The sequence below is a fragment of the Bacillus sp. AFS015802 genome (assembly GCF_002561455.1).
Classification (GTDB): domain Bacteria; phylum Bacillota; class Bacilli; order Bacillales; family Bacillaceae_B; genus Rossellomorea.
On the sequence record NZ_NTUP01000012.1, the window covers coordinates 21,395 to 34,591 of the forward strand.

At 44.7% G+C, this 13,197-nt stretch carries 13 protein-coding genes and 1 pseudogene; 13 read left to right on the plus strand and 1 reads right to left on the minus strand.

Features of this window, described 5'->3' with window-relative positions; all coding sequences use genetic code 11:
* Window positions 1-65 precede the first annotated feature (65 nt).
* Window positions 66-779 carry a DUF554 domain-containing protein gene (locus CN378_RS07915; protein ID WP_098351366.1) on the plus strand — a complete coding sequence of 238 codons (714 nt, stop codon included), beginning with the start codon at window positions 66-68 and terminating at the stop codon, window positions 777-779.
* A 38-nt stretch (window positions 780-817) separates the two neighbouring features.
* On the opposite strand, the gene yyaC is transcribed toward CN378_RS07915, so the two are convergent.
* Window positions 818-1,438, minus strand: a complete 621-nt coding sequence (yyaC, locus tag CN378_RS07920) for a spore protease YyaC (RefSeq protein WP_098351367.1) — start codon at window positions 1,436-1,438, stop codon at window positions 818-820.
* Between the two features lie 335 nt (window positions 1,439-1,773).
* Between yyaC and CN378_RS07925 the strand changes: the two genes are divergently transcribed.
* The 12 genes and pseudogenes from CN378_RS07925 to dnaB all read left to right on the plus strand — a co-directional run bounded on the left by CN378_RS07925 (window position 1,774) and on the right by dnaB (window position 13,195).
* Window positions 1,774-2,622 (plus strand): mechanosensitive ion channel family protein, encoded by an 849-nt coding sequence (locus CN378_RS07925; RefSeq protein ID WP_257141084.1) that lies wholly within the window; start codon window positions 1,774-1,776, stop codon window positions 2,620-2,622.
* A 7-nt stretch (window positions 2,623-2,629) separates the two neighbouring features.
* The gene (locus CN378_RS07930; protein WP_098351541.1) at window positions 2,630-2,836 is read left to right on the plus strand and encodes a DUF951 domain-containing protein; all 207 of its coding nucleotides are present in this window, start codon (window positions 2,630-2,632) and stop codon (window positions 2,834-2,836) included.
* A gap of 252 nt (window positions 2,837-3,088) precedes the next feature.
* Window positions 3,089-4,189, plus strand: coding sequence for a redox-regulated ATPase YchF (ychF, locus tag CN378_RS07935; protein WP_060674606.1), 1,101 nt, complete (start codon window positions 3,089-3,091; stop codon window positions 4,187-4,189).
* A 501-nt stretch (window positions 4,190-4,690) separates the two neighbouring features.
* Window positions 4,691-4,978: a 30S ribosomal protein S6 gene (gene rpsF / locus CN378_RS07940; RefSeq protein ID WP_034764776.1), complete on the plus strand. Its 288-nt coding sequence runs from the start codon at window positions 4,691-4,693 to the stop codon at window positions 4,976-4,978.
* Between the two features lie 79 nt (window positions 4,979-5,057).
* Entirely contained in the window at window positions 5,058-5,573 is a 516-nt protein-coding gene (gene ssb / locus CN378_RS07945) for a single-stranded DNA-binding protein (RefSeq protein WP_034764778.1), read from the plus strand.
* A gap of 41 nt (window positions 5,574-5,614) precedes the next feature.
* Window positions 5,615-5,851, plus strand: a complete 237-nt coding sequence (gene rpsR, locus CN378_RS07950) for a 30S ribosomal protein S18 (RefSeq protein ID WP_034764780.1) — start codon at window positions 5,615-5,617, stop codon at window positions 5,849-5,851.
* 304 nt (window positions 5,852-6,155) lie between these two features.
* Window positions 6,156-7,127: pseudogene (locus CN378_RS23295) on the plus strand (cache domain-containing protein); the annotation flags it as partial.
* Window positions 7,128-7,241: 114 nt separating this feature from the next.
* Complete coding sequence (locus CN378_RS23300) at window positions 7,242-8,075, plus strand: methyl-accepting chemotaxis protein (protein WP_483295070.1); 834 nt, start codon at window positions 7,242-7,244, stop codon at window positions 8,073-8,075.
* A gap of 213 nt (window positions 8,076-8,288) precedes the next feature.
* Window positions 8,289-9,212 (plus strand): YybS family protein, encoded by a 924-nt coding sequence (locus tag CN378_RS07960; RefSeq protein ID WP_098351370.1) that lies wholly within the window; start codon window positions 8,289-8,291, stop codon window positions 9,210-9,212.
* 26 nt (window positions 9,213-9,238) lie between these two features.
* A complete protein-coding gene (locus tag CN378_RS07965) occupies window positions 9,239-11,212 on the plus strand; it encodes a DHH family phosphoesterase (RefSeq protein ID WP_098351371.1) in 1,974 nt (657 codons plus the stop codon).
* Window positions 11,209-11,655, plus strand: a complete 447-nt coding sequence (gene rplI / locus CN378_RS07970) for a 50S ribosomal protein L9 (protein ID WP_098351372.1) — start codon at window positions 11,209-11,211, stop codon at window positions 11,653-11,655. The genes CN378_RS07965 and rplI overlap by 4 nt, the downstream gene beginning before the upstream one ends.
* Window positions 11,656-11,842: 187 nt before the next feature.
* The gene (gene dnaB, locus CN378_RS07975) at window positions 11,843-13,195 is read left to right on the plus strand and encodes a replicative DNA helicase (RefSeq protein WP_034764791.1); all 1,353 of its coding nucleotides are present in this window, start codon (window positions 11,843-11,845) and stop codon (window positions 13,193-13,195) included.
* The last annotated feature ends 2 nt before the right edge of the window (window positions 13,196-13,197 follow it).

Sequence of the window (13,197 nt, forward strand, 5' to 3'; positions counted from 1 at the left end):
GGTCCTCTTCCATATGGTACATAGAGCATTCTATTCTTAGGTAAATACATATAAGGGGAAACGTCATGGTACTTTTAGGAACGTTAGTAAATGGAGTATGTATTATCATCGGGACCCTCCTTGGGAAGATCCTGCACCGCATCCCGGAAGACATGAAGGGCACCGTCATGAAAGCGATCGGACTCGCCGTCATCGTTCTTGGCTTACAGATGGGACTGAAAAGCGAAAACTTTCTCATCGTGATCATCAGTCTCGCCCTTGGTGCTGCATGGGGAGAGTGGATGAATCTTGAGGACAGGCTGAACGCTTTGGGTAACTGGCTCGAAAAAAAGCTTGGAAGCAAGAGTGAAACCTCTATTTCCCAAGGGTTCGTAACCGCGACCCTGATTTTTGTCATTGGGGCCATGGCTGTGATCGGCGCATTGGATAGTGGTATAAGGGGAGATCATGATGTTCTGTTGACCAAGTCGATCATTGATGGATTCACCTCTCTGATCCTAACGACGACCCTGGGGATCGGTGTCATGTTTTCAGCCATCCCTGTCGTCCTTTATCAAGGGTTTATCGCCCTATTCGCCACTCAAATCCATCAATGGGTCCCAAAGGAACTGATGGATGCGTACATTGTCGAGATGACCTCAACGGGTGGGATCATGATTTTTGCAATTGGACTCAATCTCCTCGGGGTGACGAAAATACGAGTGGCCAATTTGCTTCCCGGCATCATCGTGGTGGGCATGGTGGTCGGAATCATCCACGCATACCAGTTGTATATGTAATCATAAAAGGAGATGACGAAATGCGTCATCTCCTTTCTTTATTGCTGCAATTCTTCCCGCCACTTTTCAATACTCACGGCATTTCGCCGTTCAACTGAATCTCCTGCAAGCACAATCGCTTCTGCAATCGTCCTGGCCATTTTCATCACCAGATTCAAACGTGTATTCTGTAGTACAAAGAACTCCATAAACCCACTGACATTCACGATTCCTGTCAAATGAATCTCCCCGACCTCAGGCAGCTCTTTATTAACTCCGGCCCCTGGTTTCAAAGGGCCTTCGCTTAATTGAATGGCGCCTACGCTCTTTAATCGTCCGAGACAGGCATCGACACCGATGATAAAGGGATTGATATGTCTGGAGGTGATCTCACTAAGCTTCTCTTCCAGATTCACAGCGTGGATCGGATCGTCCAATGTGCCATAGACATGGAAGGGCTTGATATCCTGTTCCTCTATCAGTGTGCCAACCAAAGGTCCCAGTGAATCCCCCGTCGAGCGATCAGTACCGATACAGACAAATACGATGGGCCTTGTACGATAATAAGTGGGAAGCATCGACGACAATTGAACGGAAAGATCCTGTGCCGCGCGCTCTTCCTGATGAAGGACTCTAAAGGGTTCAGGTCTTCGTTCAAATAATCCTTTTTTCAGATTCATCGCTTCCACTCCTTCGGTTGTGTTGAAGGGGTGACCTTCCGTTGGCCGGTCCCTTCTGCCAAAATCAATTTTTTAGTATTATCAGTATACGGACGATTTCTTTTTTTCATACATAATATGGTCCGATTTTTCATAAAATAAAAATTTTCTAGAAACTAATCTTTATGAGGTTATATCTACACAAGGTTAGGGAAAGTTGATAAAATAAGGAATACTCTTATTGAATGATAAGTGGAGGTTCGTATATGTCGGGTACAAAAACAGATGTAAAAGATGCCGTAGATAAACTAAAGCAAAATGAAGCTGTAGACAAGCTCATAGATAATGAATTTTGGATGTCCTTAGGTACAGGTACCTTAAAAATTGTGGCAATCATGGTCATTACATATGTTGCCTTAAGAATTGGTAAATCAGCGATTAGAAACGTCTTTAAGGTAAGGTCGCGGTCACCTCTTAAGTTTACGGAACGTCGGGAAGCTACTTTATTAAAGCTCCTTGAAAATGTATTAACCTATGTGATTTACTTCATCAGTCTCATGACGATTTTGTCGACTCTTGCTATTGATGTAAAAGGACTCATCGCCGGTGCCGGAATCGTCGGTCTTGCCGTCGGTTTCGGGGCGCAGAATCTGGTCCGTGATATCATCACCGGGTTCTTTATCATTTTCGAGGATCAATTTTCAGTCGGTGATTATGTGCGAATCGGTTCTGCAGAGGGAACCGTCGAAGAAATTGGATTGCGTACGACAAAGATCAAAAGCTGGACCGGTGAACTTCACATCTTCCCCAACGGAAACATTACAGAAGTGACGAATTTCTCCGTCCATAATAGTATCGCCGTCGTGGATGTCAGTATTGCCTATGAAGAAAACATAGAGGAAGCTGAAAAGGTGATGCAGGATCTTCTTCTTTCTTTACCTCAAAAGTACGAAGATCTTGTGAATCCACCCGAGCTTCTCGGGGTTCAAACTCTAGGAGCATCCGATGTCGTCATCCGGATCGTCGCCGAAACCGTGCCGATGAGGCATTGGTATATGGCGAGGATGATACGGAAAGAAGTGAAACTTTGCCTGGATGCGCACGGTATTGAAATTCCATTCCCTCGCATGGTGATGTATTCACGTAAGGACGAAGAAGAGTTGCACCCGCGTGAAGAGAAACAAAGAAGACTTGAAAGCGAATGAGGAGGAAATGGTAGTGGAGCCAAAGACATTCACTTTAAATGATATTGTAGAAATGAAGAAGCCTCATCCATGCGGTACGAACCGCTGGAAAGTGATCCGTATGGGGATGGATATTCGCATCAAGTGTGTAGGGTGCGGTCACAGTGTCATGATCCCCAGAAAAGATTTTGCGAAAAAAATGAAAAAAGTCATTTCAAGCGGTGAAGAAGAATAAGTATTCTTTTTTTACCCATAATTCTTTTGACCTAATCCATCTAACGTTCAAATGAGCGTTCTTGAGAGCATTCAGTCTTTTTCCTGCGACTGGGTGCTTTTTTTGTGCAGGAAGATTTCCCCTGTGCCCTGGAAGCTTCACTTGTCTTTTCCCTCTATTATCTCTATAATTGTGAAAGGTTCGACCGTTTACTTGTTTTTCAATCTTACAGGATTTTTTAATAGATAAGAATATAGATGAGGAGTGACCGAAATGGCATTAACAGCTGGTATTGTCGGGTTACCTAACGTAGGGAAATCCACTTTATTCAACGCAATTACAAAAGCAGGTGCAGAATCTGCCAACTACCCTTTCTGTACCATTGATCCGAACGTAGGAATCGTAGAGGTTCCCGATCACCGATTAGATAAATTAACAGAACTCGTGGACCCGAAGAAGACGGTTCCCACAGCTTTTGAGTTCACGGATATTGCCGGAATTGTAAAAGGGGCAAGTAAAGGGGAAGGATTAGGGAACAAATTCCTATCCCACATCCGCCAGGTGGACGCGATCTGTCAGGTTGTCCGTTGTTTCGCCGATGATAATATCACGCACGTTTCCGGAAAAGTAGATCCGATTGCGGATATTGAAGTCATCAACCTGGAATTGATCCTCGCTGACCTTGAGACAGTCGATAAGCGTCTTGCCAGAGTTCAAAAAATGGCCAAGCAAAAAGATAAAGAAGCGGTATTTGAACATGATATCCTCGTGAAAATCAAAGAAGCTTTGGAAGCAGAGCAGCCTGCCCGTACAGTGGAGTTCTCTGATGAACAAATGAAGCTTGTGAAACAACTTCACCTTCTGACTTCAAAGCCGGTATTATATGTAGCGAACGTTAGTGAAGATGAAATCGCGGACCCTTCTGACAACGAATATGTTCAGAAAGTACGTGAATTTGCTAAGGACGACAACGCAGAAGTGATCGTGGTCTGTGCGAAAATCGAATCTGAAATCGCCGAGCTTGATGATGAAGAAAAGGCGATGTTCCTTCAGGAATTAGGAATTGAAGAATCAGGTTTGGATCAATTGATCCGCGCTACCTATTCCCTGCTGGGACTGGCTACGTATTTCACGGCAGGTGTACAGGAAGTCCGTGCCTGGACGTTCCGTGAAGGGATGAAAGCCCCTCAATGTGCAGGTGTCATCCACACCGACTTCGAAAGAGGATTCATCCGTGCCGAAACGGTTTCCTATGAAGACCTGGTAGCTGCCGGAACAATGGGTGCAGCCCGCGAAGCAGGAAAAGTCCGCCTCGAAGGGAAAGAATACCTAGTAAAAGACGGAGATATCATTCACTTCCGTTTTAACGTGTAAAATATCTGAAATTCATCTTACCTTTGTGTATGAAAAGTTGTGTTGAATACTGAAAGAATAAGTTAGGGCTGGCGGTTAGTATTAACCCAATAGATGAGAGTGAAAATTGAACTTGGGCTCATCTAAAGACAATTATTTACTTAAACTTGTATTAGATCTATTTCAGCCTATAAGTTGATTGGAACGGAAGGTGCTCGACTCCTGCGGGAATAGCGGGAAAGTTGAGACCCCACGGGGCAGAGCCCGAGGAGGCTCAACTCACGCCCCGCGGAAAGCGAGCACCTGGAGTGGAAATCAACCAGCACTCGCTTTTATATAAGCAACGAATTTCACGGCAAAACATTATTAAAAGACTAGAGTTTCGATTCTAGTCTTTTTTTTACGTCTTATTGCAATAATAGAAGTCTTATGCTATAATTTTATTTCGTGAGTAATGAACGCATTGCTCCTTGTTCTTTCACAAAGAAAGGACCGCATAGACCACGAGGAGGTGACATTCAGATGAGAAAGTACGAAGTTATGTACATTGTCCGCCCAAACATTGACGATGAGTCAAAGAAAGCAGTAGTTGAGCGTTTCGATAACGTTTTAACAACTAACGGCGCGGAAATCATCGAGTCAAAAGATTGGGGTAAACGTCGTTTAGCGTATGAAATCAACGATTTTCGTGATGGTTTCTATCAACTAGTTAAGATGAGCGCTACTTCTGATGCAGTTAACGAATTCGATCGTTTAGCTAAAATCAGCGATGATATTATCCGTCATATCGTTGTTAAAGAAGAAGAATAATCCGTACGTTTTTTAAGATATACACTTCTATCATCTGTTTCACGTGAAACAGTAACCTAGAAGGAAGGGGTTGATTCTGATGATGAACCGAGTTGTATTAGTAGGGCGTTTAACCAAAGACCCTGAATTAAAATATACTCCAAGTGGAGTGGCTGTGGCTTCGTTCACACTGGCTGTCAATCGTAGTTTTACGAATCAATCAGGTGAACGGGAAGCAGATTTTATTAACTGCGTTGTATGGCGTCGCCCTGCAGAGAATGTAGCAAACTTTCTTAAAAAAGGCAGCTTAGCTGGCGTTGACGGTCGTATTCAAACACGTAATTTCGAAGGACAGGATGGACGTCGTGTGTTTATGACGGAAGTCGTAGCAGAAAGCGTTCAGTTCTTAGAACCGCGTAGTGCGAACCAAGGCGATCGTGGAGGAAGTCCGGGCTATTCGGGTGGAGGTCAGCGCGACCAAGGAAATCCTTATAGTCAGAATCAGAATCAACAGCGCAATAACAACAATAACAACAACTATACACGTGTAGATGAAGATCCATTCGCTAATGACGGTCAGCCGATCGACATTTCCGATGATGATCTGCCATTCTAAACGAACGATAATGAATCCAAACAAGATAGGAGGCGAAACAAATGGCAGGAGGACGTAGAGGTGGACGTAGACGTCGTAAGGTGTGCTACTTCACAGCAAACGGAATTACACATATCGATTTCAAAGATGTAGATCTTCTTAAGAAATTCGTATCTGAACGTGGAAAGATTCTTCCACGTCGTGTAACTGGAACGAACGCTAAGTACCAACGTAAGTTGACTCGTGCGATCAAACGCGCTCGTACAATGGCATTACTTCCATACGTTACTGGTGAATAATATCATTGATCTAAAAGCAGCAGAGACTTGTCTCTGCTGCTTTTTTTTATGTCTCTTCACTGGTGAATTCCCTCCCACCTCTAAAGAATTGCAGGAAAATGTCGATGAATAAGTGTGTACATAGATGTTTTTTGTAGGAAAAGGGGGAATTTTGGTGAAAAAAATCAGAACCAAAAAAAACAAAAAAGACCATAAAAAGAATTTTATTTTATCCTCGATCAGAATGAAGCTTATCGTCATCATTTCTATTTTATTTATGGTTTCCTTGGCTGTCATCATTTCGATTACCAGCTGGCAGACGAGAATGAAAACGGAGGATGAAGTCATCAGTCAGACTCAAGGAATCGTGGGTGAGCTCAATAATTCCGTTCAGCTGTTCCTTGGACAGTATGAAAAGAGCATCGATCAATACTCCATCTCGAATTCATTGAAAAACTACGCAAAGGCCCAACTGCAGACTGGGAAAGAAGAGGGAATGGATAATACGGAGTTATATGCGAATATCCAATCTGACTTTGATAATTATTTAAGTCTATATGACGAAGCGACTTCAATCTACTTTGCGTCACCGAATAAGAAATTGAAAATCGTTCCGTCTGTATCGTTACCCGCTGATTTTGATCCCACAAGCAGGGAATGGTATAAAAAAGCTGATGAAGCAAGGGCCGGTGTTGTATGGAGCGAACCCTATGTAGACGAGGCAACGGATGAATATATCATAACCGCTTCACGGGCCATCGTATCCGATAATAAAGTGGTAGGTGTATTGGGTGTCGACATCAACCTGACGAAGCTGACCAACCGGGTATCAAAGATGGAAATCGGGTACAATGGCTATCCGTTCTTGATCGGCCTTGATGGAACGGCCATCGTCCACCCAACCAAGCGCGGCGAGGATCTGTCCACATTGCCTTTCATCAGCAAAATGCTGAAATCCGAAAAAGAATCGGACACGATCCGTTATGAACTCGAAGGCGATAAAAAAGTGCTGGTGTACAGTACGGTCCCGAAGACCAATTGGAAAGTGGGATCTGCCTATAACATGGAGGATCTCATTCAATCGTCGAAAGACATTGAACGCTTACTGCTGATTACGGCTCTCATTGCACTGGTCATCATGCTCATTATGGTTGTGATTGTAGCCAATATGATGACGAAACCGATTAAACAGCTGCAAAAAACGGTGACAGACGTTTCTTCCGGTGATTTGTCGATTCAATCTACGATCAACAAAAAAGATGAAACGGGACTACTCGCATCTGATTTAAATAAGATGATCGTCAATATGAAGGATACGATCAAAGTCGTTCAGGCATCGATTTATAACGTACGGGAATCTGCTGAAGGATTAAGTGCGGTTTCAGAGGAAACGAATGCGTCAAGTGAAGAAATGGCAAAGGCCGTTTCCGAAATTGCGAGCGGGGCTTCCCAGTCGGCTGCTGACTCGGACAGGGCCAATCTTCAAACAGAGCAGCTGGGGGCAAGGATCGATGGGGTTTATGAAAAATCCAAAGCCATGTCTGAACTTGCTGGAAAAGCAGATGTCATGAACCAGTCAGGATTAAATCAGGTGAAAGAATTAGAGAACGCCTACCATTCTTCCAGTGAATACATCTCTTCCATGGAGAAGGTCATCCTTAGCCTGGAAGCGAAAGTGAAGACGATCGAATCGGTGATGGGAACGATCACGGAGATTTCGTCTCAAACGAACCTGCTTGCCCTCAATGCGAGCATCGAAGCGGCAAGAGCCGGAGAGCACGGCAAAGGCTTCGCTGTAGTAGCTGAAGAGGTACGCAAGCTTGCTGACCAATCCGTAAAGGCAACAGAAGAGGTAAAGCGCACCATCGTTGAAATCCAACAGGGATCTCATCAGGCGGTGGATGAAATGGTGAAAACGAAGGAAACATTCGAAGTACAGAATGATGTGATTCAAAAAACGAATCATGTTTTCGATCAAACGTCACAACTAATGAAATCGATGCAGCGTGAAATTGAGAATATGTATAACGAAGTGGGTCAAATCAATCTCGAAAAGGATGAAGTGGTCAACGTAATCCAGATGATGGCCGCAACAGCCGAAGAGACAGCCGCTTCCTGCGAGGAAATGAGTGCTTCGACAGAGGAGCAGGTAAGGGCCGTCCAATCCGTTACAGAAGCGGCAGAACGCCTGACGGACTTAAGCCAGGAGCTTCAGGCATCGATTGAACGCTTTAAAATTTCATAATTTGCGATATGAGGGTAGTCCTGACACATTGCCATTCTTTATCTGCTGCGTATACTCCTTTTTAGAGTGAGTGCATACTAGAGTAGATGAAGAAGAGAAGCATGTTGAAGGACTGCCTTCTTTTTTTGTGTGAGTCATTAAGATGAAATCTATCTTCAAAATTGATATGATAGTGCTATTGCATTGTTTAATCTATCGTAAGGAGCGTTTTGAGTGAGGAATCCCCGTGTGTTGACTGAAGGTGCGCTTATGCTCGCCATCTTTACTGTGTTAATGTTATTGAGTTTATATGTTCCGCTGATTGGGACGCTGGCATTTTTCGTGCTGCCCCTCCCTCTTATTTTATTCAGTTCCAAGTATTCATTATGGAACTCGATTGTGGTATTGATCGGATCACTTGGTCTGTCTTTCTTATTTGGCGGGCTGCTTGCACTGCCGGTTGCCTTTATGGTGGCGACGACCGGGGTGGTCATCGGCTGGTGTGTGAAGGCAAACGTGGATAAGATGAGGCTGTTTATGGCAGCGAGTCTTACCCTTGTCATCAATATTGTGTTAGGGTACGTTGTTTCGATCTTATTCTTAGGTGTTAACATAATAGAAGACAGCCTGAAGGAATCAAAGGCTGCTTATTATTCTTTATTTGAGACGCTTGGTCAGGAGCCGGACAAGAAGCTGGTCGATAGTCTGGAGACTTCGATTGACTTGATTCATACCTTGATGCCTACGCTGTTTGTAGGAATTTCCGTCGTACTGGCATTGGTATTTATCTTGATCAATTTCCCGATTATGAAGCGTCTGGGGAGAGAAGTTCCCGTGTTCAAGCCGTTCAGGGAATGGAAGCTTCCGAAGAGCATTCTTTGGTATTATTTAATTACCCTCGTGCTTTCCATGATCCTGCAGCCGGAGAAAGGGACATATGCTTATACGGCACTGATCAATGTCCTTTATGTCCTGCAGACGTTAATGGCGGTCCAGGGTCTGTCGTTCCTTTATTTCTTTGCTCATCTCAAAGGGTGGTCCAAAGGGATTTTGGTATTAATTACAATCATTTCGATTCCTCTTCTTTATCTCGTGCGAATTTTAGGTATAATTGACTTAGGATTTGATCTAAGACAACGCCTCCAACGTAAGTCATAGAAATTTAAGATCCAGGAGCTGAAATCATGCCATCTTATTTTAATAAGCGAATGATCCGCTACCCATTGTACGGTCTAGCTATATTAACAGCTCTATTGTTAGTATCGGTTTCCTTTTACCAATGGATCATTTCGTTAATAGGGTTGATTGTCTTTGGAATCGTGTACTTTCTTGCTTTCTATTTTGAAAGAAGGTCACACGAAGAAACAGAGGAATATATCTCCACTTTATCCTATCGCGTCAAGCGTGTCGGAGAAGAAGCGTTAATGGAGATGCCCATTGGGATCATGCTGATCAATGATGAATATTACATAGAATGGACAAACCCTTTTCTGGCCTCTTGTTTCAATGAAGACACAGTCGTGGGAAGATCCCTTTACGATGTGGCAGAATCTCTCGTTCCATTAATCAAACAGGAAGTCGATTCGGAAATCGTAACGATTAATGAGAGAAAGTATCATGTCGTATTGAAGCTCAAGGAAAAACTACTCTACTTCTTTGATGTCACGGAACAAAAAGAAATAGAAAAGCAATATCATGATGAACGCACGAATATTGGAATCATCTTTCTAGATAACTATGATGAATTGACTCAAGGGATGGATGACCAGACGAGAAGCAGCTTGAACAGTCTCGTGACATCCATTCTGAATAAGTGGGCAAAAGAGTACGGCGTGTTCTTGAAGAGGGTCTCTTCCGAACGATTCATCGCCGTCATAAATGAAAAGATCCTTCAGGTGCTGGAGAAAGAAAAGTTCGGTATCCTGGATGATGTCAGGGATACGACATCGAAGCAGAATGTTCCCCTTACCTTGAGTATAGGTGTGGGAACAGGGGTTTCTTCCCTTCCGGAACTCGGGACACTGGCTCAATCAAGCCTGGACCTTGCACTTGGGCGGGGCGGAGATCAGGTGGCCATCAAACAGACCAACGGAAAGGTCAAATTCTACGGCGGGAAAACCAATCCGATGGAAAAGCGCACCCGTGTAAGAGCCAGGGTCATTTCCCATGCATTGAAAGAAATCATGATCGAAAGTGACAAGGTCATCATCATGGGACATAAGCATCCCGATATGGACGCCATCGGAGCGGCCATCGGGATCAGGAAAGTGGCGCAGATGAATCAGCGTGAAGGCTATGTCGTTCTGAACTTTAATGAAATCGACAATGGTGTGAAACGGTTGATGAAGGAAATCAAAGCGAATACCGATCTCTATCCGCGTTTCATCACCCCGGAGGAAGCTCTTGAAATGGCGACGGACGATACGGTGCTCGTCGTTGTCGATACCCATAAGCCTTCCCTGGTCATTGAAGAAAAGCTTTTAAACAAAGTGGATAAAGTCGTCGTCATCGATCATCATCGACGAGGCGAAGATTTTATCAAAAATCCACTGCTTGTCTATATGGAGCCTTATGCTTCTTCTACTGCAGAGCTTGTGACAGAGCTGCTCGAGTATCAGCCAAAGCATGAGAAGATCACGATGCTCGAAGCGACATCGCTTCTTGCCGGGATCATTGTCGATACGAAGAGCTTTACGCTTCGGACGGGGTCGAGAACCTTCGATGCCGCTTCCTACTTACGGGCTCAAGGGGCGGATACGGTGCTGGTCCAAAAATTCCTCAAAGAGGATGTCGAGACGTATATCAAGCGTTCCCGGTTGATCGAATCGGTCAAGTTCTTCCGTGAAGGGGTCGCCATTGCGAAAGCGGAGGATGATGTCATTTATGATCCCGTCCTCATCGCCCAGGCAGCCGACACCTTATTGACCATGGATGAAGTCATCGCGTCCTTCGTCATCTCGAAGCGGGATCCTGACACAATCGGTATCAGTGCCCGTTCACTCGGGGACGTTAACGTACAGATCATCATGGAAAACCTGAACGGTGGAGGTCATTTAACCAATGCCGCCACCCAGATCAAGCAGGTATCGGTCCTGGAAGCGGAAGAACAGCTGAAAGAAGCATTAAATGATTATTTTGAAGGGAGAAAAGAGATATGAAAGTCATTTTCTTAAAAGACGTTAAAGGCAAAGGTAAAAAAGGTGAAGTGAAAAACGTAGCAGACGGCTATGCACATAACTTTTTATTGAAAAAAGGTTTGGCTGTTGAAGCAACGAACGCAAACATGGGTCAGCTCGAGGGTCAAAAGAAAAAAGAGGAGCAGCTGGCTCAAGAGGAACTGGAAGAAGCGAAAAAATTAAAAGCGACGTTAGAAGAGATCACTGTTGAAATGAAAGCGAAGTCTGGTGAAGGCGGCCGTCTATTCGGTTCCATCACGAGCAAGCAAATCGCCGATGAGCTGAAAAAAGCACATGACATTAAGATCGATAAGCGTAAAATTGAAATGAATGATGCGATCCGCGCCCTTGGCTACACGAATGTGCCTGTGAAACTGCATACGGATGTGTCCGCAACATTAAAGGTACATGTAACGGAAGAATAGTTTTCCACTGAATATACGAAATTTGGTAACTTCATTTTGAGAAAAACATGTTAAAATGAATATAGCTTGATATGAAATGTGATCTGGATTTTATCCTGATCACATTTTTTCGGTAAAATACCATTCTTTTTTTATATAGATAATGAAAGTCAGGATCTGTTTGATCGTAAGGGAGGCGTGAGCATAGATGAATGAAATGTTTCAGGACCGGGTTCCACCTCAGAATATAGAGGCTGAACAAGCGGTATTAGGGGCCATTTTCCTGGAGCCCAGTGCGTTGACGACCACATCGGAAATATTGATTCCAGAGGATTTTTATCGCCATTCTCACCAGAGAATATATAATGTCATGCTGAATCTGGGTGACGGCGGAAAGGCCGTTGACCTGATCACGGTGACAGAGGAACTGGCAGCAGCGAAAGAACTTGAAGATGTAGGCGGGGTCGCTTACTTGAGTGAACTTGCTGCTTCCGTTCCGACCGCTGCAAATATTGAATACTACGCAAAGATTGTGGAAGAGAAATCATTGCTGCGCCGGTTGATCCGGACAGCGACCGATATCGCTTCTGACGGGTATGCCCGGGAAGATGAAGTGGACAGCCTTCTGAGCGAAGCGGAAAAAAACATCATGGAAGTGGCTCAACGAAAAAATGCAGGGGCCTTCCATAATATTAAAGATGTCCTGGTGCGGACATACGACAACATTGAAACCTTGACGAATCGTAAAGGCGACGTCACGGGGATTTCAACGGGATTCGCCGATCTTGATCATATGACGGCAGGGTTCCAGCGAAATGATTTGATCATTGTAGGGGCACGTCCTTCCATGGGTAAGACAGCCTTTGCCCTGAACATCGCGCAAAACGTAGCCGTAAAGGCCAAGGAAAACGTAGCCATCTTCTCACTCGAGATGGGTGCGGAACAGCTCGTCATGCGTATGCTGTGTGCAGAAGGAAACATTAACGCACAAAACCTGCGTACCGGAGATCTGACAGACGAAGATTGGAGAAAGCTGACGATGGCTATGGGAAGCCTATCGAATGCCGGTATCTATATCGATGATACGCCGGGGATCAAAGTCGGGGAGATCCGTTCCAAATGCCGTCGACTCGCTCAGGAGCACGGTCTTGGAATGATCCTCATCGACTACTTGCAGCTGATCCAGGGTAGCGGGCGTTCCGGCGAGAACCGTCAGCAGGAGGTTTCTGAAATCTCCCGCTCCCTTAAGGGACTTGCCCGTGAGCTTCAAGTTCCCGTCATCGCATTGTCCCAGCTTTCCCGTGGAGTGGAGCAGCGTCAGGATAAACGTCCGATGATGTCTGATATCCGTGAATCCGGAAGTATCGAGCAGGATGCGGATATCGTAGCCTTCCTTTACCGTGAAGATTACTATGATAAAGAAGCGGAAAATAAGAACATCATCGAAATCATCATCGCCAAGCAGCGTAACGGTCCGGTCGGGAACGTGTCTCTGGCATTCGTGAAGGAATACAATAAATTCGTGAATCTCGAGCGGCGGTTTGATGACGCTCCGGCTTAATA

Excerpts from the sequence above, each read along its gene's own strand:
- CN378_RS07915 (WP_098351366.1), top strand. The coding sequence starts at position 66 with ATGGTACTTTTAGGAACGTTAGTAAATGGAGTATGTATTATCATCGGG.
- yyaC (WP_098351367.1), bottom strand. The coding sequence starts at position 1,438 with ATGAATCTGAAAAAAGGATTATTTGAACGAAGACCTGAACCCTTTAGA.
- CN378_RS07925 (WP_257141084.1), top strand. The coding sequence starts at position 1,774 with ATGTCCTTAGGTACAGGTACCTTAAAAATTGTGGCAATCATGGTCATT.
- CN378_RS07930 (WP_098351541.1), top strand. The coding sequence starts at position 2,630 with ATGGTAGTGGAGCCAAAGACATTCACTTTAAATGATATTGTAGAAATG.
- ychF (WP_060674606.1), top strand. The coding sequence starts at position 3,089 with ATGGCATTAACAGCTGGTATTGTCGGGTTACCTAACGTAGGGAAATCC.
- rpsF (WP_034764776.1), top strand. The coding sequence starts at position 4,691 with ATGAGAAAGTACGAAGTTATGTACATTGTCCGCCCAAACATTGACGAT.
- ssb (WP_034764778.1), top strand. The coding sequence starts at position 5,058 with ATGATGAACCGAGTTGTATTAGTAGGGCGTTTAACCAAAGACCCTGAA.
- rpsR (WP_034764780.1), top strand. The coding sequence starts at position 5,615 with ATGGCAGGAGGACGTAGAGGTGGACGTAGACGTCGTAAGGTGTGCTAC.
- CN378_RS23300 (WP_483295070.1), top strand. The coding sequence starts at position 7,242 with ATGGCAAAGGCCGTTTCCGAAATTGCGAGCGGGGCTTCCCAGTCGGCT.
- CN378_RS07965 (WP_098351371.1), top strand. The coding sequence starts at position 9,239 with ATGCCATCTTATTTTAATAAGCGAATGATCCGCTACCCATTGTACGGT.
- rplI (WP_098351372.1), top strand. The coding sequence starts at position 11,209 with ATGAAAGTCATTTTCTTAAAAGACGTTAAAGGCAAAGGTAAAAAAGGT.
- dnaB (WP_034764791.1), top strand. The coding sequence starts at position 11,843 with ATGAATGAAATGTTTCAGGACCGGGTTCCACCTCAGAATATAGAGGCT.